This window comes from Streptomyces sp. NBC_00038, from assembly GCF_026343635.1.
GTDB lineage: Bacteria > Actinomycetota > Actinomycetes > Streptomycetales > Streptomycetaceae > Streptomyces.
On sequence record NZ_JAPELQ010000001.1, the window covers coordinates 7792219 to 7814500 of the forward strand.

Genomic DNA, 22282 nt, shown 5'->3' on the forward strand with positions numbered 1-22282 from the left:
GAAGCAAGAAGATGAGCAAGCTGCGCGTGGCGGTCCTCGGTGCGAAGGGCCGTATCGGAGCCGAGGCGGTACGAGCCGTCGAGGCCGCCGAGGACCTGGAGCTGGTGGCCGCGCTCGGCCGGGGCGACAAGCTGGAGACGCTGACCGAGACCGGCGCCCAGGTCGCCGTCGAACTGACGACGCCGGCCTCGGTGATGGACAACCTCGACTTCTGCGTGCGGCACGGCATCCACGCCGTGGTCGGCACGACGGGCTGGACCGACGAGCGCCTCGCGCAGCTGCGGACCTGGCTGTCCGGCTCCCCGGAGACGGGTGTGCTCATCGCGCCCAACTTCTCCATCGGCGCCGTACTGACCATGAAGTTCGCCGAGGTGGCCGCGCCGTACTTCGAGTCCGTCGAGGTCGTCGAGCTGCACCACCCGAACAAGGTGGACGCCCCCAGTGGCACCGCCACGCGCACCGCCCAGCTCATCGCCGCGGCCCGGGAGCGCGCGGGCAGCGCCCCGCAGCCCGACGCCACGGCCACCGCCCTGGACGGCGCCCGCGGCGCGAACGTCGACGGGGTGCCCGTGCACGCCGTACGCCTCCGTGGCCTCCTCGCCCACCAGGAGGTCCTGCTCGGCGGCGAGGGCGAGACCCTCACCATCCGCCACGACTCCCTCCACCACAGCAGCTTCATGCCGGGCATCCTGCTCGGCGCTCGCCGCGTGGTCACCACTCCGGGCCTCACCTTCGGCCTGGAACACTTCCTGGACCTGAACTAGAAGCCATGCGCGCGAAGATCACTTACGCCATCACGGCGGCCGTCCTGGTCGCCTACTTCGTGCTGGTCGGCTGGCGTGGCGTCCTGCTCATCCAGGCCGGCACGCTCCTCACCGTCACCTTCGGTGTCGCGGTGCTGATCCTGCCGGTCATCGGCGTCTGGTTCCTCTGGAAGAACACCGAGTTCGTCCGGAAGGCCAACCGCCTTGCCGCCGAACTCGATGCCGAAGGCGGCCTGCCCGTCGACGAGTTGAAGCGCACGGCGGGCGGCCGCATCGACCGCGACTCGGCCGACGAGGTCTTCGCCAAACGCAAGGCCGAGACCGAGGACGCCCCGGACGACTGGCGCAGCTGGTTCCGCCTCGCGGTCGCCTACCACGACGCCCGCGACACCCCGCGCGCCCGCAAGGCGATGCAGCGAGCGATCACACTGCACGAGGGCAGGCCTCCGGTGGAGGCCTGAGAGACCTGAGAGATACGACGAAGGGGCCGGCCCGCGATGTGCGGACCGGCCCCTTCGCAATTCCCGTCGGCGCTGAGCCTCAGGCCCGCCGGTACTCGTCCGCCCACACCTCGATGGCGTCCGCTGCCCGGTCGAAGGCCTCCACGCGCGCCAGGAAGTCGGCGTTGTGCGAGGTCAGCAGCGGCGGCAGGTCCTCGGGCGCACGATCCCCGCGTACGAGGACCAGAGCCTGCCCCTGCACGGTGCGCGGCAGCCCGAGCCAGCGCACCGGCTGCTGCACGGTCCGTGCCGCGACGACCCGCTCCCAGGGCGTCGTGGTCGTACGGAAGAAGCCCACTCGGCGCAGTCCCTGCGAGCTCACCCAGACGCCCACCCGCAGCAGCCGCAGCGCGCAGAGTATGGCGAGCGCGGCCCCGCCGAGGAAGACCGCGGCGGAGGTCGGGGTTCCGGTGACCGCGATGATCACCGCGGCGAACAGGACGTACGAGGCCAGCAGCAGGACGAGCGCGGCCGCGCCCACTCGCCACGGCCCGGGCCGGTAGGGACGCCGCCAGTGGTCGCGGTCGTCGAACGGCAGCGCGAGGCCATCGGCCACCTCGTCAAAAGCGCGGTCCGCCGTCAGGAAGGGCAGGGGCACGATTGATCCTCACTCAATCCACACTTGGGCTGTGCCCGGTGAGGTTATCGAGCCGGGTGCCTGCTCACCACCCTTGGGGGTCCGGATGAGTCAGTGGCCGTCGGACGCTTCGGACTGGTGCGTAGTCGCGGATGTCTGGTCCGCGGACGACTTGTCCAGTGACAATGCGGGCATTCCGATGATCAGGGCGCCCACGAGCCCCGCGACCACGGTGAGTCCTATCAGCCAGCGGCCGACCAGCTGACTGGCGGACTGACGCTCACGGGGCGGGGGAGTGACATTGCTGCGGAACTGGTCGGCTTCGGCGATGAAGGCGAAGGGAATGGGCTCGCGCCGACGGAGCATGGGGACTGCTTCTCCTCTGGGGACTCGAACGAATCGTTGTCACCAATACAGACGAGCGAACGCCCCAAAGGGTGCCCAGTTTCACCGAATTCGCAGAAGTTCGCCGACTAATGTCGCGGCACGGCACCGAACGCCCGTTGTCGGTACCGGGCCGTAGAGTGGTCGCCGCCCGAGCCTGTGATGGGAAGGACCCTCTCCACCGTGACCGACACCCCCGCCGACGACCTCAAGCCCAGCTTCCGCAGCGATGTCACCGTCGAGCTGGTCAAGCACACCGCGTCCGACTCGGACGTGCTGTTCGCCGCCCGCGTCTCGACCCTCGGTGAGCAGTCGCTGGACGAGCTGAAGAAGGACCCGGAGCGCTCAAAGGGCCTGCTCAACTACCTGATGCGGGACCGGCACGGCAGCCCCTTCGAGCACAACTCGATGACGTTCCTCATCAGCGCCCCGATCTTCGTGTTCCGCGAGTTCATGCGGCACCGCGTGGGCTGGTCGTACAACGAGGAGTCGGGCCGGTACAGGGAGCTCCAGCCGGTCTTCTACGTCCCGGGCGAGTCCCGCAAGCTGATCCAGGAGGGCCGCCCCGGCAAGTACGTCTTCGTTGAGGGCACCCCTGCGCAGCAGGAGCTGACGGGCCGCGTCATGGAGGACTCATACCGTCAGGCGTACGAGGCGTACCAGGAAATGCTCGCCGCCGGAGTAGCCCGCGAGGTCGCCCGCGCGGTCCTCCCCGTCGGCCTCTTCTCGTCGATGTACGCCACCTGCAACGCCCGTTCGCTGATGCACTTCCTCGGCCTGCGCACCCAGCACGAGCTGGCCAAGGTCCCGTCCTTCCCGCAGCGCGAGATCGAGATGGTCGGGGAGAAGATGGAAGCGGAGTGGGCGAAACTGATGCCGCTCACGTACGCGGCCTTCAACGCCAACGGGCGCGTGGCGCCGTAGCGCGCTTCCGCACGCCTTCCGGCACTGATGTACGGGTGGACCGAGCGAAGTGTCCGTATTGCGGCATTTCGAGAAGTTCATCTAGCCTGATCAAACGGACCCGGCACTGCTTGAACCCCCGAGCAGGCAGTGCCGGGCTCCACCTTTGTCACGACTTGTCGCCTGCCCCGAGGGCAGACCCCGCGTTGAGCAGCGAGTAGCGTATTACCCATGGCTCCGACCTCCACTCCGCAGACCCCCTTCGGGCGGGTCCTCACCGCCATGGTCACGCCCTTCACGGCGGACGGCGCGCTCGACCTCGACGGCGCGCAGCGGCTCGCAACCCACCTGGTGGACGCAGGCAACGACGGCCTGGTCGTCAACGGCACCACCGGTGAGTCCCCGACCACCAGCGACGCGGAGAAAGCGGATCTTCTACGAGCGGTACTGGAGGCGGTCGGCGACCGCGCCCACATCGTGGCAGGCGTCGGCACGAACGACACCCACCACAGCATCGAGCTCGCCCGAGCCGCCGAGAAGACCGGCGCGCACGCCCTGCTGACCGTGACGCCGTACTACAACAAGCCCCCGCAGGAGGGCCTGTACCGGCACTTCACGGCCATCGCCGACGCCACCGAGCTGCCGGTGATGCTCTACGACATTCCCGGCCGCAGCGGCGTACCGATCAGCACCGAAACCATCGTGCGCCTCGCCGAGCACCCGCGTATCGTCGCCAACAAGGACGCCAAGGGTGACCTCGGCCGGGCCAGCTGGGCCATCGCCCGCTCCGGCCTCGCCTGGTACTCCGGCGACGACATGCTGAACCTGCCGCTGCTCTCCGTGGGCGCGGTCGGCTTCGTCTCGGTCGTCGGCCACGTCGTCACCCCGGAGCTGCGCGCCCTGGTGGACGCCTTCACGAGCGGCGACGTCCAGAAGGCCACCGAGATCCACCAGAAGCTGCTCCCCGTCTTCACCGGCATGTTCCGCACCCAGGGCGTCATGACGACCAAGGCGGCGCTCACCCTGCAGGGCCTGCCCGCCGGACCGCTGCGCGCCCCGATGGTCGAGCTGTCGCCCGAGGAGACGGCGCAGCTCAAGATCGATCTTGCCGCCGGCGGGGTACAGCTCTAACTACAGACTTCACAACTGAATATGTACGACCACGCAGGCCACAGGGCCTGCAACCCACATGACAACTGCTACTGCACGAACGTCACGCGCGCCACGTGCCTTGCCAGGTACGTGGCGCGCGTGGTGAGGAGAGTCTTTTGAGTCATCCGCATCCTGAACTCGGCGCCCCGCCGAAGCTCCCGAAGGGCGGCCTTCGGGTCACCCCGCTCGGCGGTCTCGGTGAAATCGGCCGGAACATGACGGTCTTCGAGTACGACGGCCGCCTACTGATCGTCGACTGCGGAGTGCTCTTCCCCGAGGAGGAGCAGCCCGGAATCGACCTGATCCTGCCGGACTTCACGTCCATCAGGGACCGCCTCGACGACATCGAGGGCATCGTCCTCACACATGGTCACGAGGACCACATCGGCGGCGTCCCGTTTCTCCTCCGCGAGAAGCCGGACATCCCGCTCATCGGCTCCAAGCTGACCCTCGCTCTCATCGAGGCGAAGCTCCAGGAGCACCGCATCCGCCCCTACACGCTCGAAGTCGCGGAGGGCCACCGAGAGCGCATCGGCCCCTTCGACTGCGAGTTCGTCGCGGTCAACCACTCCATCCCGGACGCCCTCGCGGTCGCCATCCGCACCCCCGCGGGCATGGTGGTCCACACCGGCGACTTCAAGATGGACCAGCTCCCGCTGGACGGCCGCCTCACGGACCTGCACGCTTTCGCGCGTCTGAGCGAGGAAGGCATCGACCTTCTCCTCTCGGACTCGACGAACGCCGAGGTCCCGGGCTTCGTCCCGCCCGAGCGCGACATCTCGAACGTGCTGCGCCAGGTCTTCGCCGGCGCCAGCAAGCGCATCATCGTGGCGAGCTTCGCCAGCCACGTGCACCGCATCCAGCAGATCCTGGACGCGGCCCACGAATACGGCCGCAGGGTCGCCTTCGTCGGCCGCTCGATGGTCCGCAACATGGGCATCGCGAGGGACCTGGGCTACCTGAAGGTCCCGCCGGGCCTCGTCGTCGACGTCAAGACGCTCGACGACCTGCCCGACAGCGAGATCGTTCTGGTCTGCACGGGATCCCAGGGCGAGCCGATGGCCGCACTGTCCCGGATGGCCAACCGCGATCACCAGATCCGCATTGTCCAGGGCGACACGGTGATCCTCGCGTCGTCGCTCATCCCGGGCAACGAGAACGCGGTCTACCGCGTCATCAACGGCCTGACCCGCTGGGGCGCCCACGTCGTCCACAAGGGCAACGCCAAGGTGCACGTCTCCGGGCACGCGTCCGCCGGCGAGCTCCTGTACTTCTACAACATCTGCAAGCCGAAGAACCTGATGCCGGTTCACGGCGAATGGCGCCACCTACGGGCCAACGCCGAGCTGGGCGCCCTCACCGGTGTCCCGCACGACCGCATCGTGATCGCCGAGGACGGCGTCGTCGTCGACCTCATCGGGGGCAAGGCCAAGATCTCCGGCAAGGTCCAGGCGGGATACGTGTACGTCGACGGCCTCTCGGTCGGCGATGTGGGCGAGCCCGCGCTCAAGGACCGGCGCATCCTCGGCGACGAGGGCATCATCTCGGTCTTCGTGGTGATGGACGCCAGCACCGGCAAGATCACCGGCGGCCCGCATGTCCAGGCCCGCGGATCGGGTATCGACGACTCGGCCTTCAGCGACGTCATCCCGAAGGTCAGGGAGGTCCTGGAGAAGTCGGCCCAGGACGGCGTCGTCGAGCCCCACCAGATGCAGCAACTCATCCGCCGCACGCTGGGCAAGTGGGTCTCGGACAACTACCGCCGACGCCCGATGATCCTCCCGGTCGTCGTCGAGGTCTGACCCTCGCACGCGCCAACCCGGAGCGGGGCGCCTCGATTTGCATCGAGGCGCCCCGCTCCAGTACGTTTACGGCTCCGCCTGAACGGGAACCCGGATCGCTTCGTGCGCCGGAACCAGTCCCCGAACGGGGCGGGAATTCCGACTCAGAACTTCTGATAAAGTCGGAACCGCCGGAAAGGGAATCGCGAAAGCGGAAACCTGGAAAGCGCCGAGGAAATCGGATCGGGAAACTGTCTGATAGAGTCGGAAACGCAAGACCGAAGGGAAACTGCCCGGAGGAAAGCCTGAGAGAGTCTCTCGGGTGAGTACAAAGGAAGCGTCCGTTCCTTGAGAACTCAACAGCGTGCCAAAAATCAACGCCAAGTTTGTTGATACCCCGTCTCCGGCCGATCGGCCGGGGCGAGGTTCCTTTGAAGAAAAACATCAGCGAGGACGCTGTGGACCGTGGGGATTATTCCTCCCTTCGGTTCCGCTCTCGTGGTGTCGCACCGGATTACCGGTACACATTCACGGAGAGTTTGATCCTGGCTCAGGACGAACGCTGGCGGCGTGCTTAACACATGCAAGTCGAACGATGAAGCCTTTCGGGGTGGATTAGTGGCGAACGGGTGAGTAACACGTGGGCAATCTGCCCTTCACTCTGGGACAAGCCCTGGAAACGGGGTCTAATACCGGATAACACTCCTCTGGGCATCCAGGGGGGTTGAAAGCTCCGGCGGTGAAGGATGAGCCCGCGGCCTATCAGCTTGTTGGTGAGGTAGTGGCTCACCAAGGCGACGACGGGTAGCCGGCCTGAGAGGGCGACCGGCCACACTGGGACTGAGACACGGCCCAGACTCCTACGGGAGGCAGCAGTGGGGAATATTGCACAATGGGCGAAAGCCTGATGCAGCGACGCCGCGTGAGGGATGACGGCCTTCGGGTTGTAAACCTCTTTCAGCAGGGAAGAAGCGAAAGTGACGGTACCTGCAGAAGAAGCGCCGGCTAACTACGTGCCAGCAGCCGCGGTAATACGTAGGGCGCAAGCGTTGTCCGGAATTATTGGGCGTAAAGAGCTCGTAGGCGGCTTGTCGCGTCGGTTGTGAAAGCCCGGGGCTTAACCCCGGGTCTGCAGTCGATACGGGCAGGCTAGAGTGTGGTAGGGGAGATCGGAATTCCTGGTGTAGCGGTGAAATGCGCAGATATCAGGAGGAACACCGGTGGCGAAGGCGGATCTCTGGGCCATTACTGACGCTGAGGAGCGAAAGCGTGGGGAGCGAACAGGATTAGATACCCTGGTAGTCCACGCCGTAAACGGTGGGAACTAGGTGTTGGCGACATTCCACGTCGTCGGTGCCGCAGCTAACGCATTAAGTTCCCCGCCTGGGGAGTACGGCCGCAAGGCTAAAACTCAAAGGAATTGACGGGGGCCCGCACAAGCAGCGGAGCATGTGGCTTAATTCGACGCAACGCGAAGAACCTTACCAAGGCTTGACATACGCCGGAAAGCATCAGAGATGGTGCCCCCCTTGTGGTCGGTGTACAGGTGGTGCATGGCTGTCGTCAGCTCGTGTCGTGAGATGTTGGGTTAAGTCCCGCAACGAGCGCAACCCTTGTTCTGTGTTGCCAGCATGCCCTTCGGGGTGATGGGGACTCACAGGAGACTGCCGGGGTCAACTCGGAGGAAGGTGGGGACGACGTCAAGTCATCATGCCCCTTATGTCTTGGGCTGCACACGTGCTACAATGGCAGGTACAATGAGCTGCGATGCCGCGAGGCGGAGCGAATCTCAAAAAGCCTGTCTCAGTTCGGATTGGGGTCTGCAACTCGACCCCATGAAGTCGGAGTTGCTAGTAATCGCAGATCAGCATTGCTGCGGTGAATACGTTCCCGGGCCTTGTACACACCGCCCGTCACGTCACGAAAGTCGGTAACACCCGAAGCCGGTGGCCCAACCCCCTTGTGGGGAGGGAGCTGTCGAAGGTGGGACTGGCGATTGGGACGAAGTCGTAACAAGGTAGCCGTACCGGAAGGTGCGGCTGGATCACCTCCTTTCTAAGGAGCATCTAGGCCGCCAAGCTTGCTTGGTGGTCCAGGGCCATTACGCCGGCACACGTCCGGCGGTGGTTGCTCATGGGTGGAACGTTGATTATTCGGCACCTCGGTCCATCTCGGGCTGCAAGTACTGGCCTTCGGGGCGTGGAAAGCTGATCACGAGTGGCGAGGGGTGTCGGGCACGCTGTTGGGTGTCTGAGGGTACGGACTTTGAGTCTGGATCTTCAGTGCCGGCCCCGGTGAAAATCTGCTTCGGCGGGTTGTGACGGGTGGTTGGTCGTTGTTTGAGAACTGCACAGTGGACGCGAGCATCTGTGGCCAAGTTTTTAAGGGCGCACGGTGGATGCCTTGGCACCAGGAACCGATGAAGGACGTGGGAGGCCACGATAGTCCCCGGGGAGCCGTCAACCAGGCTTTGATCCGGGGGTTTCCGAATGGGGAAACCCGGCAGTCGTCATGGGCTGTCACCCATACCTGAACACATAGGGTATGCGGAGGGAACGCGGGGAAGTGAAACATCTCAGTACCCGCAGGAAGAGAAAACAACCGTGATTCCGGGAGTAGTGGCGAGCGAAACTGGATGAGGCTAAACCATATGCGTGTGAGACCCGGCAGGGGTTGCGTATGTGGGGTTGTGGGATTTCTCTTTCACGGTCTGCCGATCGTGAGACGAGTCAGAAACCGTTGATGTAGGCGAAGGACATGCGAAAGGTCCGGCGTAGAGGGTAAGACCCCCGTAGTCGAAACGTCAACGGCTCGTTTGAGAAACACCCAAGTAGCACGGGGCCCGAGAAATCCCGTGTGAATCTGGCGGGACCACCCGCTAAGCCTAAATATTCCCTGGTGACCGATAGCGGATAGTACCGTGAGGGAATGGTGAAAAGTACCGCGGGAGCGGAGTGAAATAGTACCTGAAACCGTGTGCCTACAAGCCGTGGGAGCGTCGGAACAAGAGCTTGCTCTTGTTCTCGTGACTGCGTGCCTTTTGAAGAATGAGCCTGCGAGTTTGCGGTGTGTTGCGAGGTTAACCCGTGTGGGGAAGCCGTAGCGAAAGCGAGTCCGAATAGGGCGTTTTAGTAGCGCGCTCAAGACCCGAAGCGGAGTGATCTAGCCATGGGCAGGTTGAAGCGGCTGTAAGAGGTCGTGGAGGACCGAACCCACCAGGGTTGAAAACCTGGGGGATGACCTGTGGTTAGGGGTGAAAGGCCAATCAAACTCCGTGATAGCTGGTTCTCCCCGAAATGCATTTAGGTGCAGCGTCGTGTGTTTCTTGCCGGAGGTAGAGCACTGGATAGGCGATGGGCCCTACCGGGTTACTGACCTTAGCCAAACTCCGAATGCCGGTAAGTGAGAGCGCGGCAGTGAGACTGTGGGGGATAAGCTCCATGGTCGAGAGGGAAACAGCCCAGAGCATCGACTAAGGCCCCTAAGCGTACGCTAAGTGGGAAAGGATGTGGAGTCGCACAGACAACCAGGAGGTTGGCTTAGAAGCAGCCACCCTTGAAAGAGTGCGTAATAGCTCACTGGTCTAGTGATTCCGCGCCGACAATGTAGCGGGGCTCAAGCGTACCGCCGAAGTCGTGTCATTCCAGCACATACCCCCAACGGGGGCTGGGATGGGTAGGGGAGCGTCGTGTGCCGGGTGAAGCCGCAGCGGAAGCTAGTGGTGGACGGTTCACGAGTGAGAATGCAGGCATGAGTAGCGATACACACGTGAGAAACGTGTGCGCCGATTGACTAAGGGTTCCTGGGTCAAGCTGATCTGCCCAGGGTAAGTCGGGACCTAAGGCGAGGCCGACAGGCGTAGTCGATGGATAACCGGTTGATATTCCGGTACCCGCTGTGAAGCGTCAAACATTGAACCAGGCGATGCTAAGTCCGTGAAGCCGTCCCGGACCCTTCGGGGAAAGGGAAGTGGTGGAGCCGACGGACCAGACCTGCAGTAGGTGAGTGATGGGGTGACGCAGGAAGGTAGTCCATCCCGGGCGGTGGTTGTCCCGGGGTAAGGGTGTAGCCCGTCATCTAGGCAAATCCGGATGACACGAGGGTGAGACCTGATGCCGAGCCGATTGTGGTGAAGTGGATGATCCTATGCTGTCGAGAAAAGCCTCTAGCGAGTTTCATGGCGGCCCGTACCCTAAACCGACTCAGGTGGTCAGGTAGAGAATACCGAGGCGTTCGGGTGAACTATGGTTAAGGAACTCGGCAAAATGCCCCCGTAACTTCGGGAGAAGGGGGGCCATCACCGGTGATCGGATTTACTCCGTGAGCTGGGGGTGGCCGCAGAGACCAGCGAGAAGCGACTGTTTACTAAAAACACAGGTCCGTGCGAAGCCGTAAGGCGATGTATACGGACTGACGCCTGCCCGGTGCTGGAACGTTAAGGGGACCGGTTAGTCACTCTTCGGGGTGGCGAAGCTGAGAACTTAAGCGCCAGTAAACGGCGGTGGTAACTATAACCATCCTAAGGTAGCGAAATTCCTTGTCGGGTAAGTTCCGACCTGCACGAATGGCGTAACGACTTCTCGACTGTCTCAACCATAGGCCCGGTGAAATTGCACTACGAGTAAAGATGCTCGTTTCGCGCAGCAGGACGGAAAGACCCCGGGACCTTTACTACAGTTTGATATTGGTGTTCGGTTCGGCTTGTGTAGGATAGCTGGGAGACTGTGAAGCTCGAGCGCCAGCTCGGGTGGAGTCGTCGTTGAAATACCAGTCTGGTCGTGCTGGATGTCTAACCTGGGTCCGTGATCCGGATCAGGGACAGTGTCTGATGGGTAGTTTAACTGGGGCGGTTGCCTCCTAAAGAGTAACGGAGGCGCCCAAAGGTTCCCTCAGCCTGGTTGGTAATCAGGTGTTGAGTGTAAGTGCACAAGGGAGCTTGACTGTGAGACCGACGGGTCGAGCAGGGACGAAAGTCGGGACTAGTGATCCGGCGGTGGCTTGTGGAAGCGCCGTCGCTCAACGGATAAAAGGTACCCCGGGGATAACAGGCTGATCTTCCCCAAGAGTCCATATCGACGGGATGGTTTGGCACCTCGATGTCGGCTCGTCGCATCCTGGGGCTGGAGTCGGTCCCAAGGGTTGGGCTGTTCGCCCATTAAAGCGGTACGCGAGCTGGGTTTAGAACGTCGTGAGACAGTTCGGTCCCTATCCGCTGCGCGCGCAGGAATATTGAGAAGGGCTGTCCCTAGTACGAGAGGACCGGGACGGACGAACCTCTGGTGTGCCAGTTGTCCTGCCAAGGGCATGGCTGGTTGGCTACGTTCGGGAGGGATAACCGCTGAAAGCATCTAAGCGGGAAGCCTGCTTCGAGATGAGTATTCCCACCCCCTTTGAGGGGTTAAGGCTCCCAGTAGACGACTGGGTTGATAGGCCAGATGTGGAAGCCCAGTAATGGGCGAAGCTGACTGGTACTAATAGGCCGAGGGCTTGTCCTCAGTTGCTCGCGTCCACTGTGTTGGTTCTGAAACCACGAACAACCGTTGTAGCCATGCCACGGCTCCGGTTTGAGAAGTTTCACCGTGTTTCGGTGGTCATAGCGTGAGGGAAACGCCCGGTTACATTCCGAACCCGGAAGCTAAGCCTCACAGCGCCGATGGTACTGCAGGGGGGACCCTGTGGGAGAGTAGGACGCCGCCGAACTAAATTTAGAGAGCTGGTCCCTGAACTTCGGTTCAGGGACCAGCTCTTTTTTGTTTTGCGTTACTTGAAATTCACGTTGCGCGACCAACATCCGCTACATGGGTACTGCCGCAATGCTCAGGGCCGCAGGCGTCGGAGCCGGTGACGAGGTCATCGTGCCGGCCTTCGGGAATGTCGAGGTCGCCGAGGCCGCCGCCAAGGCCGGTGCGACGGTCGCGTTCGCCGACATCGACCCCATGACGTACTGCCTGGACGCCGACGCGGTCGAAGCCGTCGTGACTCCGCGGACGGCGGCCATCGTCGTCGTACACCGCTTCGGGCGGTCGGCGGACATGGTGCGGCTGCGGGAACTCGGGCAGCGGCACGGGCTTCTGGTGCTGGAGCAGGGTGAGTCCGAGGCGCCGTACGACGAGATCGCGCAGCGTAGGGCGCGGGCCGCGTATCTCGACGCGCGGCTGCGCGGGGTGCGGACGCCGGACGGTGGCGACGGGCACACGTACCAGCAGTACGTCGTGCGGGTGCCGGGCAATGGGCGGCCGGACCGCGACGCCTTCGCACGGGCCGTGCGGGCCAGGGGAGTTGAGGGCCGGGTGCCGGTGAAGACGCCTGTGCACCGCATGGCCGGGTTCCGTCGGGACGTGTGCCTTCCGGAGACCGAGCGGGCCGCGGACGAGACACTCGTGCTGCCCGTGGACGCGTCGTTGACGAAGCGGGAGATGCAGCGGATCGTCTCCGCATGCAATGCGCTCGGCGGACTGGTGCAGCCCGCGGTCTGACCCAACGGGACGGGCGTACGGGACAGGTTGGGAACACGCTTCCGTTCGGGGTATGATCTATCTCGTTGCCGCGAGGGAAACCTCGAAAAGGTGACAGGCCCCCCTAGCTCAGTCGGCAGAGCGTCTCCATGGTAAGGAGAAGGTCAACGGTTCGATTCCGTTGGGGGGCTCAAGAGAGAAAAGGCCTCCGCCCTTACGGGCGGGGGCCTTTGTCGTTCGCGGAAGCCGTGCCTCAGTCCTTGTGGAGGCCCGGAACGCGCATCGCCAGAATCGCCATGTCGTCGGACGGGGCGTCGGAGGCGAAGCGTTCGACCGCCCGCATGATGCGGGCGGCCACCGCGCCTGCTGTAAGGCCTGTGCAGGTGGTGAGGACGTCGATGAGGCCGTCGTCGCCGAGCATGCGGGTGCCCTCGCGGCGTTCCGTGACGCCGTCCGTGACACAGAGGAGCACGTCGCCCGGGTCGAGCGTGATGGTCTGCTCGTAGAGCTCCAGGTCGTCCATGACGCCCAGCAGCGGTTGTGGTTCGGCGGCCGGTTCGACCGTGCCGTCCTGGCGCAGGCGGAGCGGGAGGGGGTGGCCGGCGCAGACCACCTTCAGGAGCGCCGAGCCGTCCTCCTGGGGCCACAACTCGCCGTACAGGAGCGTGAGGAAGCGGCTGCGGGCTCCCTCGTCGAGGATCGCGGAGTTCAGGCGCTCCAGGACGGCCGGGCCGGTGAAGCCCTCGCGGGCCAGCAGCCTGAGCGCGTGCCGGGCCAGGCCTGTGACCGCCGCCGCCTCCGGACCCGTACCGCAGACGTCGCCGATGGCGAAGCCGTACGCGCCGTCGCGGATCGGGAAGAGGTCGTAGAAGTCGCCGCCGACCTCGTTGCCCTCGCCGGCCGCTCGGTAGATGACCTCGACCTCGACGCCCTCGATGTGGGGGAGTTCCGGGGGCAGGAGGCTGCGCTGGAGGGACTGGCTGATGGCCGTGCGCTCCGAGTACAGGCGGGCGTTGTCGAGTGCCAGGGCGGCCCTGCGGCTCAAGTCCTCGGCGAGTTCCAGGATTTCCTGGCGGAAGTGCTCGTCGGAGGGCTTGCCGAGCGTCAGCATCCCGATGACGCGGTTGCGGGCCACCAGGGGGAGCACGACCGTTTCGCCGCCGACTGCCGCGGCTGTAGCGAGAGTTGTGCCGATGCCCGAGCTGAGCGTCGCGCGTTCGCCGAGGCTGCGCATGGAGGTGCGCAGCGCTGCCTCGTGGGCCGCCTCGGCGGGGGCCGACCAGACGCGGGCGCCCGGGGTGGGGACCGGGTCCGGCGGGGCGATCTTCGACAGCAAGGCCTTGAGGCCGTCGATGCGTTCCTCGTCCTCGTGCAGGACGTATGAGAGATACGGGTCGGAGGCCTGGTCGGCAATGGTGTAGACGGCGCACCAGGTGGCCAGCGTCGGGACCGTCATCTGGGCCATGAGGGCCAGCGTCTGGTCGCGGTCCAGGGTGCCGGCGAGCAGGTCGGAGGCCTCCACGAGGAAGGAGAGCGAGCCGCGTCGTAGGCGTTCCAGCTCGCCCAGGCGGGCGGATTCCACCGCGAGCGCGATGCGGTCGGCGGCGAACTGGAGGCGCAGGGCCTCCTCGTTCGAGTACCTGCCCTGTCCCTCGGCGGCGACTCCGAGCGAGCCGGTGAGGCGGCCCTCGACCTTCAGCGGAACGGTCACGACCGAGCGCATGCCGGTGCCGCTCAAGAGGGGCACGGCGCCGGGGACGACCGTCAAGTCCTCGTGTACGGCGGGCATACGGGCCGAGCCGTACCGCCCGGGGCCCGCTTCGACGGGGACGCGGGCGAAGCGCTGGCGGGCGGAGGGGAGGCCGGTGGAGGCTCGTACCTCCAACTCCGTTTCGTCGTCGGTGGCCAGGAGGAGGAAGGCGGAGTCGCCGTCGAGCATGTCGCGGGCGCGCTCCACCGTGCGCTGAAGGAGGCCGTCCAGGTCGTCGGGGGCCGGGGAGCCGATGAAGACCTCGAAGGGGTCGGAGGCCTGGCCCTCGGAGCTGGTGGTGGTGTCGGTGGCCGAGACGCGCAACGGGGTCTGGAGGACGGCGCGTTCGTGGTCCCGTACGAGGAGGCAGACCGTGGAGGGCTCGCCGCCCGTGTCACGGACCCGGAGGTGTGAGGCGTAGACGGGAGTCACCCGGCCGTTGGCGCCGCGGATGCCGTATGTGCCTTCCCAGCGCGAGAGTTGGAGGGCCTCGACGATGCCGGTGCTGGTGCCCGGGGTGTGCGGCCAGGCGGCGAGGTCGGTGAGCGGTTTGCCGATGACCAGTTCGGCCGTGTAGCCGAAGAGGTCCTCCGCGTCCTCGTTCCACGCGTTGATCGCGCCGGTCCGGTCGATCTGGACGACCGCGACGCGTACCCGGCCGTCGGCGAGCGGGAGGAGGTCGGCCGGGAGGGCCGGGCCCGCGGTGCGCGTGCCCACCGCGCGCTCGGGGAGTTCGAGCTGGAACCAGACCTGCTTCTGCGTGGGCGTGTACTCGACGCCCCAGCGGCCTGCCAGGGCCGCGCAGAGCTGGAGGCCGCGGCCGCCCTCGTTGTCCGGGCTGCCCATGTTGACAGCCGTTCCCTGGAGTGGAATTTCACGTTCCGGGTAGCGGTCCGCCACCTCGATGCGCACGCCGTCGTCGCTGCGCAGACACAAGACGTCCGCGGAGGTGCCCGCATGTACTACGGCATTGGTGACCAGCTCACTGGTGAGGACCACGGCGTCGTCGACGATGTCGGCGAAGCCCCAGCCCTGGAGGGTGTCACGTACGAAGGAGCGGGCGGTCGCGACCGATCGCCCCACGGGATCGAAACTGGCGGCCGCACGCGCGGTGATCACAGAACTCCTTGTCCGGTTTTCGGCATGCGAGGCTCCGTGGCCGACCCGCTCCTGCCGGGGCAGAGCGTGGTTCCCCTTCGGCCGGGGATCCTGGGGCGATCCCCCAGGATGCAGTCCGGTGGTCATGGTGCGGCGCCCCTCCGATGCCTGCCCGCTCGTGCTCGTGCCACCGCCCAGGCCGGACGGGACCGGCGCCGCTGGACAGCCGCATGCAAGGTTACTTACCTTCGCCGTCCATGCGGATGCCGGTCGCACTGTTTCCGCCCTGAGGGTGTGCGGACGGTGTGCGAAGCTGCCGAACTGTTATGGCCTGGTTCAGGCATGGTGAAACACTGGGCAAGCTTCAGGAGAAGGTCCGGGCAGGGTGAGTGCCTTCCAGAACGCCGAGCAGTAGTACCCGAGTACGCCAAGCAGTAATGGTCGACCCTTGTGGGAGGGACACAGTGGAGTCTGGCGCAGCGACGCGGGGCACTGAGACGCGCGCGAAAGGCGGACGGTCCCTGAACAACCAGCGCCCACCGCGCAACGGCACCACCGAGGTGGATACCGCTGCCCTGAACCGCCTGATGGCGGCCCTGGTGTCGATGCGGGACGGAAACTTCCGCAAGCGGCTCACGGTCTCCGGCGACGGCGTGATGTCCGAGATCGCGGCGGTTTTCAACGAGGTGGCCGACCGGAATCTGCATCTGACGGGTGAGTTGTCGCGGGTGCGGCGCATGGTCGGGCGTGAGGGAAAGCTCACGGAACGGCTGGAATCGGGGGCCTCCGAGGGGTCCTGGGCGGCCGCGATCGACGCCTCGAACGCGCTCGTCGACGATCTCGTACGACCTGTCTCCGAGGTCGGCCGGGTGCTTTCGGCGGTGGCGGAGGGCGATCTGTCGCCGCGGATGGACCTGCGGGCGCAGGCGGCGGACGGGAACGGGCACCCGCTGCGCGGTGAGTTCCTGAAGGTCGGGCGCACGGTCAACAACCTGGTCGACCAGCTGTCGACGTTCACGGACGAGGTCACGCGAGTGGCCAGCGAGGTGGGCACCGAGGGCAAGCTGGGCGGGCAGGCCCGGGTGCGCGGTATGTCCGGTTCATGGAAAGATCTCACGGATTCCGTCAACACCATGGCGTACCGGCTGACGGCTCAGGTGCGTGACATCGCTCTCGTGACCACGGCGGTCGCCAAGGGTGACTTGTCCCGGAAGGTCACGGTTCATGTGGCCGGCGAGATGCTGGAGCTGAAGGAAACCGTCAACACGATGGTGGATCAGCTCTCTTCGTTCTCCTCCGAGGTGACGCGAGTCGCACGCGAGGTGGGTACGGAGGGTGAGCTCGGCGGCCAGGCGAAGGTGCCCGGTGTGGCGGGTGTGTGGAAAGACCTCACTGATTCGGTGAATCTTATGGCCGGGAATCTGACGGCCCAGGTGCGCGGGATCGCGCAGGTCACGACGGCGGTCGCCAGCGGTGATCTGTCACAGAAGGTGACGGTTTCCGCGCGCGGTGAGGTCGCGCAGCTCGCCGAGACCATCAACCAGATGACCGAGACGCTGCGGACGTTCGCCGACGAGGTCACGCGCGTGGCGAACGAGGTCGGTGGCGAGGGGCGGCTCGGCGGGCAGGCGATCGTGCCGGGTGCGGCGGGGACGTGGAAGGACCTCACCGATTCGGTGAACACGGTCTTCCGTAACCTGACCACTCAGGTGCGGGACATCGCCGCGGTGACGACGGCCGTGGCCAACGGTGATCTGTCGCAGAAGGTCAGCGTCGAGGTCGCCGGCGAGATGCTGGAGCTGAAGAACACCGTCAACACGATGGTCGACCAGCTCTCTTCGTTCGGTGTCGAGGTCACGCGCGTGGCGCGTGAGGTGGGTGTCGAGGGTGAACTGGGCGGCCAGGCGCAGGTCCCGGGTGTGGCCGGTACTTGGAAGGACCTCACTGACTCCGTCAACACGGCGTTCCAGAACCTGACCGGTCAGGTGCGCAACATCGCGCAGGTGACGACGGCGGTCGCCAACGGTGATCTGTCGCAGAAGGTCACCGTCGATGTATCCGGCGAGATGCTTCAGCTGAAGAACACCGTGAACACCATGGTGGACCAGCTGTCCTCGTTCGCGGACCAGGTCACGCGGATGGCCCGGGACGTGGGCACCGAGGGCCGCCTCGGCGGTCAGGCCCGGGTGGACGGCGTATCCGGTACGTGGAAGGAACTCACCGACTCCGTCAACTTCATGGGTGGGAACCTCACTTCGCAGGTACGGCAGATCGCCCAGGTCACCACGGCGGTGGCCCGCGGCGATCTCTCGCAGAAGATCGACGTGGACGCGCGCGGTGAGATCCTGGAGCTGAAGAACACCATCAACACGATGGTCGACCAGCTTTCCGCCTTCGCGGACCAGGTGACCCGGGTCGCGCGCGAGGTGGGCACGGAGGGGCGGCTCGGCGGGCAGGCACAGGTGCCCGGTGTCGCCGGTGTGTGGCGCGATCTGACCGACTCCGTGAACAGCATGGCGGGCAACCTCACCGCGCAGGTGCGGAACGTCGCCCAGGTCTCCACGGCGGTGGCCCGGGGTGACCTGTCGCAGAAGATCGACGTGGACGCGCGCGGTGAGATCCTGGAGCTGAAGAACACCATCAACACGATGGTGGACCAGCTGTCGAGCTTCGCGGACCAGGTGACGCGGGTGGCCCGCGAGGTGGGCACGGAGGGCATCCTGGGCGGCCAGGCCGAGGTGCAGGGCGTCTCCGGGACCTGGAAAGACCTCACGCAGTCCGTGAACTTCATGGCGAACAACCTGACCATCCAGGTGCGGAACATCTCCGAGGTCACCACCGCGGTCGCCAAGGGGGACCTGTCCAAGAAGATCACCGTTGACGCGAAGGGCGAGATCCTCGAACTCGTCACCACCGTCAACACGATGGTCGACCAGCTCTCGAACTTCGCCGAGCAGGTGAACCGGGTGGCCCGCGAGGTGGGCACGGACGGCAACCTGGGCGGTCAGGCGCGGGTGCCCGGCGTCACGGGCATCTGGAAGGACCTCACCGACAACGTCAACCTGATGGCCAACAACCTGACCGGCCAGGTGCGGAACATCTCCCAGGTCGCGACCGCGGTGGCCAACGGTGACCTCACCAAGAAGGTCACCGTCGAGGCGAGCGGCGAGGTCGCTCAGCTCGCCGACACCGTCAACACGATGGTGAAGACGCTGAGTTCGTTCGCCGACCAGGTCACCAAGGTGGCCCGCGAGGTGGGCACGGACGGCATCCTCGGCGGGCAGGCGCACGTACCGGGGGTCGCCGGCACGTGGAAGGACCTCACCGAGTCCGTGAACGGCATGGCGTCGAACCTCACCGGTCAGGTGCGCAACATCGCGATGGTCACCACGGCCATCGCGAAGGGTGATCTGACCAAGAAGATCGACATCGACGCGCGCGGCGAGATGCTGGAGCTCAAGACCACCATCAACACGATGGTGGACCAGCTGTCCTCCTTCGCCGAGGAGGTCACCCGAGTCGCCCGCGAGGTGGGCACGGAAGGCCAGCTGGGCGGCCAGGCGCGGGTGCGGGACGTCGACGGCACCTGGCGCGACCTCACGGAGTCCGTGAACGAGATGGCCGGGAACCTCACCCGGCAGGTGCGCGCGATGGCGCGCGTGGCGACCGCGGTGACCCGCGGCGACCTGAACCTGAAGATCGATGTGGACGCCTCCGGCGAGATGCAGGAGCTGCAGGACTACATCAACAAGATGATCGCCAACCTGCGCGACACCACCATCGCCAACAAGGAGCAGGACTGGCTCAAGGGCAACCTCGCCCGCATCTCCGCCCTGATGCAGGGCCGCCGCGACCTCGACGACGTGGCCTCGCTGATCATGAGCGAGCTGACTCCAGTCGTCGCCGCGCAGCACGGCGCGTTCTTCCTCTCCATGCCGCTGGTCGACGGCAAGGACGCGACGGCGGAGGACGAGGACGCGTACGAGCTGCGGATGCTCGGGTCGTACGGCTACTCGATGGGCTCCATGCCGACGTCGTTCCGGCCCGGTGAGGCGCTGATCGGGACGGCCGCCAAGGAGAAGCGCACGATCCTCGTGGAGAACGCTCCGAGCGGTTACCTGAAGATCTCCTCCGGGCTCGGCGAGGCGCCGCCGGCGCAGGTGATCGTCCTCCCGGTGCTCTTCGAAGCGACCGTGCTCGGCGTGATCGAGCTGGCGTCCTTCACGCCGTTCACGCAGATCCAGAAGGACTTCCTCAACCAGATCGCCGAGATGATCGCGACGAGCGTCAACACCATCTCCGTCAACACCAAGACGGAGGTGCTGCTGAAGCAGTCGCAGGAGCTGACCGAGCAGCTCCAGGAGCGGTCGGCCGAGCTGGAGAGCCGGCAGAAGGCACTCCAGGACTCCAACGCCCAGCTGGAGGAGAAGGCCGAGCAGCTCGCCCAGCAGAACCGCGACATCGAGGTCAAGAACACCGAGATCGAGGAGGCCCGGCAGGTCCTGGAGGAGCGCGCCGAGCAACTCGCCGTCTCGATGCGCTACAAGAGCGAGTTCCTGGCGAACATGTCGCACGAGCTGCGTACGCCGCTCAACTCGCTGCTGATCCTGGCCAAGCTGCTCGCCGACAACGCGGACTCGAACCTCACCCCGAAGCAGGTCGAGTTCGCCGAGACGATCCATGGCGCGGGCTCGGACCTGCTCCAGCTGATCAACGACATCCTCGACCTGTCGAAGGTCGAGGCGGGCAAGATGGACGTGTCGCCGACCCGCATCGCGCTGGTCCAACTCGTCGACTACGTAGAGGCCACTTTCCGTCCGCTGACGGCAGAGAAGGGCCTCGATTTCTCCGTACGCGTATCGCCGGAACTGCCCGCCACGCTGCACACCGACGAACAGCGCCTCCTCCAGGTGCTGCGCAACCTGCTGTCCAACGCGGTGAAGTTCACCGACTCCGGAGCGGTCGAGCTGGTGATCAGGCCGGCCGGCGCGGAGGTTCCGGTGGCCATCCGGGAACAGCTCCTGGAGGCGGGTTCGCTGCGGGACGCGGACGCCGATCTGATCGCGTTCTCCGTGACGGACACCGGCATCGGGATCGCGGCCAGCAAGATGAGGGTGATTTTCGAGGCCTTCAAGCAGGCGGACGGCACGACGAGCCGCAAGTACGGCGGTACGGGCCTGGGGCTCTCCATCTCGCGGGAGATCGCGCGGCTGTTGGGCGGCGAGATCCACGCGCAGAGCGAGCCCGGACGTGGCTCCACGTTCACGCTGTATTTGCCCCTGCACCCCAGCGAACTGCCGCCCCAGGGCTATGGGCAGCTCGCGCCGGCGCTGGAGGCCGGGGAGTTGCTGGCCTCGGAGGCGGAGCTGGCCGGGGCCGGCATCGAGACGCCGGCCGAGGTGAAGTCGTACCAGGAGACCCAGAACGGGCCCGCCGCGCTCTTCCGGCGGCGCCGCAGGACGGTGTCCACGGCTGAGCAGCCGAGCGCGCTGACGGGGCAGCCGGACGGCTCCTCGGGCGCGGCTCCGGATCAGTGGATGCCCGGGGGCCGACAGGACACGGCGCCGGAGCCGCGCCGCGGGATCCGGTTCGAGGGCGAGAAGGTGCTGATCGTCGACGACGACATCCGCAACGTGTTCGCGCTGACCAGCGTGCTGGAGCAGCACGGCCTCTCGGTGCTGTACGCGGAGAACGGGCGTGAGGGCATCGAAGTCCTGGAGCAGCACGACGATGTGACGGTCGTGCTGATGGACATCATGATGCCGGAGATGGACGGTTACGCGACGACGACGGCGATTCGCCGGATGCCGCAGTTCGCGGGGCTGCCGATCATCGCGCTCACGGCGAAGGCGATGAAGGGCGACCGGGAGAAGGCCATCGAGTCGGGCGCTTCCGACTACGTGACCAAGCCGGTCGACCCCGATCATCTGCTCTCGGTGATGGATCAGTGGATGCGTGAACAGTGACATTCTCTTGTCGGGTCTCGCGTCGGCTCTCTTGTCCGGCCGCTCGTTCTCGCATAACTGACTGTGGCCGACGCCGTGTAGAAGTACGGGATTCGGGGAACCTTCTGGTCTCCCGCTACGTTTCTGCTTCGTGCACAGTGACATCGCGGTGACAGGGTGTGGCGACAGGCGGGGTGCGGCTACCATGACCGGCACAAGGACGGGCGGCGCAACGGAGTCGTCCCCTGGGGCGGCGCCCGGTGCACTGCCGGGGCGAGGAGGGCGGGCCATGGTGCAGAAGGCCAAGATCCTTCTGGTCGATGACCGGCCGGAGAATCTGCTGGCGTTGGAGGCGATCCTCTCCGCGCTCGATCAGACACTGGTACGGGCATCGTCCGGGGAGGAAGCGCTCAAAGCGCTACTCACGGACGACTTCGCGGTCATTTTGCTGGACGTCCAGATGCCGGGCATGGACGGTTTCGAAACCGCCGCGCACATCAAGCGGCGAGAACGGACCCGGGACATCCCGATCATCTTCCTCACCGCCATCAACCACGGCCCGCATCACACCTTCCGGGGGTATGCGGCAGGTGCGGTGGACTACATCTCCAAGCCGTTCGACCCATGGGTGCTGCGCGCGAAGGTCTCCGTCTTCGTCGAGCTCTACATGAAGAACTGCCAACTCCGGGAGCAGGCGGCGCTGCTGCGGCTCCAGTTGGAGGGTGGCGGCAAGGCGACGCTGGGCGAGGCCAAGGAGCCCGCCGGGCTGCTCGCCGAACTCTCCGCGCGGCTCGCGGCCGTTGAGGAGCAGGCCGAGGCGCTGTCCAAGCAGCTCGACGACGACTCGGCCGACGCGGCGGCGGTGGCGACCGCAGCCCATCTCGAACGCAAACTCACGGGATTGCGCAGGGCGCTGGACGCGCTGGAACCGGGTACGGGGAGTGGCGCGGCTTCGGTGCCGTCGCAGAACTGA

The 22282-nt window shown here is 65.6% G+C and carries 11 protein-coding genes, 1 tRNA gene and 3 rRNA genes; 12 read left to right on the forward strand and 3 right to left on the reverse strand.

Annotation, left to right across the window (positions count from 1 at the left end):
- Positions 1 to 11: 11 nt before the first annotated feature.
- Both dapB and OG219_RS35260 read left to right on the forward strand, forming a co-directional pair.
- Positions 12 to 764, forward strand: coding sequence for a 4-hydroxy-tetrahydrodipicolinate reductase (gene dapB / locus OG219_RS35255; protein ID WP_266833466.1), 753 nt, complete (start codon positions 12 to 14; stop codon positions 762 to 764).
- A gap of 5 nt (positions 765 to 769) precedes the next feature.
- The gene (locus tag OG219_RS35260) at positions 770 to 1225 is read left to right on the forward strand and encodes a hypothetical protein (RefSeq protein ID WP_266833468.1); all 456 of its coding nucleotides are present in this window, start codon (positions 770 to 772) and stop codon (positions 1223 to 1225) included.
- Positions 1226 to 1304: 79 nt separating this feature from the next.
- Here OG219_RS35260 and OG219_RS35265 read toward each other — a convergent pair whose 3' ends face one another.
- Together OG219_RS35265 and OG219_RS35270 are read right to left on the reverse strand one after the other, a co-directional pair.
- On the reverse strand, positions 1305 to 1862 hold the full coding sequence (locus OG219_RS35265; RefSeq protein WP_266833470.1) for a hypothetical protein: 558 nt from the start codon (positions 1860 to 1862) through the stop codon (positions 1305 to 1307).
- 90 nt (positions 1863 to 1952) lie between these two features.
- Complete coding sequence (locus OG219_RS35270; protein ID WP_266833472.1) at positions 1953 to 2207, reverse strand: hypothetical protein; 255 nt, start codon at positions 2205 to 2207, stop codon at positions 1953 to 1955.
- 201 nt (positions 2208 to 2408) lie between these two features.
- Here OG219_RS35270 and thyX point away from each other — a divergent pair, with 201 nt between their 5' ends.
- The 8 genes from thyX (at position 2409) to OG219_RS35310 (ending at position 12707) form a co-directional block, all read left to right on the forward strand.
- Entirely contained in the window at positions 2409 to 3149 is a 741-nt protein-coding gene (gene thyX, locus OG219_RS35275) for an FAD-dependent thymidylate synthase (RefSeq protein ID WP_266833474.1), read from the forward strand.
- A 210-nt stretch (positions 3150 to 3359) separates the two neighbouring features.
- Entirely contained in the window at positions 3360 to 4259 is a 900-nt protein-coding gene (dapA, locus tag OG219_RS35280) for a 4-hydroxy-tetrahydrodipicolinate synthase (protein ID WP_266833476.1), read from the forward strand.
- Positions 4260 to 4396: 137 nt separating this feature from the next.
- Positions 4397 to 6082, forward strand: a complete 1686-nt coding sequence (locus OG219_RS35285; RefSeq protein ID WP_266833478.1) for a ribonuclease J — start codon at positions 4397 to 4399, stop codon at positions 6080 to 6082.
- A gap of 506 nt (positions 6083 to 6588) precedes the next feature.
- Positions 6589 to 8116 (forward strand): 16S ribosomal RNA (locus OG219_RS35290).
- A gap of 316 nt (positions 8117 to 8432) precedes the next feature.
- Positions 8433 to 11556 (forward strand): 23S ribosomal RNA (locus OG219_RS35295).
- Between the two features lie 88 nt (positions 11557 to 11644).
- Positions 11645 to 11761, forward strand: a 5S ribosomal RNA gene (gene rrf / locus OG219_RS35300).
- The 16S, 23S and 5S rRNA genes sit together here, the layout of an rRNA operon.
- A gap of 113 nt (positions 11762 to 11874) precedes the next feature.
- On the forward strand, positions 11875 to 12537 hold the full coding sequence (locus tag OG219_RS35305; protein WP_266836341.1) for a DegT/DnrJ/EryC1/StrS family aminotransferase: 663 nt from the start codon (positions 11875 to 11877) through the stop codon (positions 12535 to 12537).
- A 97-nt stretch (positions 12538 to 12634) separates the two neighbouring features.
- Positions 12635 to 12707 (forward strand) — tRNA-Thr (locus tag OG219_RS35310).
- Positions 12708 to 12769: 62 nt separating this feature from the next.
- Here OG219_RS35310 and OG219_RS35315 read toward each other — a convergent pair.
- A complete protein-coding gene (locus tag OG219_RS35315) occupies positions 12770 to 15511 on the reverse strand; it encodes a SpoIIE family protein phosphatase (protein WP_266833480.1) in 2742 nt (913 codons plus the stop codon).
- Between the two features lie 317 nt (positions 15512 to 15828).
- On the opposite strand from OG219_RS35315, the gene OG219_RS35320 reads away from it, so the two are divergent.
- Positions 15829 to 21330 carry a HAMP domain-containing protein gene (locus OG219_RS35320; RefSeq protein WP_266833482.1) on the forward strand — a complete coding sequence of 1834 codons (5502 nt, stop codon included), beginning with the start codon at positions 15829 to 15831 and terminating at the stop codon, positions 21328 to 21330.
- Positions 21331 to 21598: 268 nt separating this feature from the next.
- On the forward strand, positions 21599 to 22282 hold the full coding sequence (locus OG219_RS35325) for a two-component system response regulator (RefSeq protein WP_266474415.1): 684 nt from the start codon (positions 21599 to 21601) through the stop codon (positions 22280 to 22282).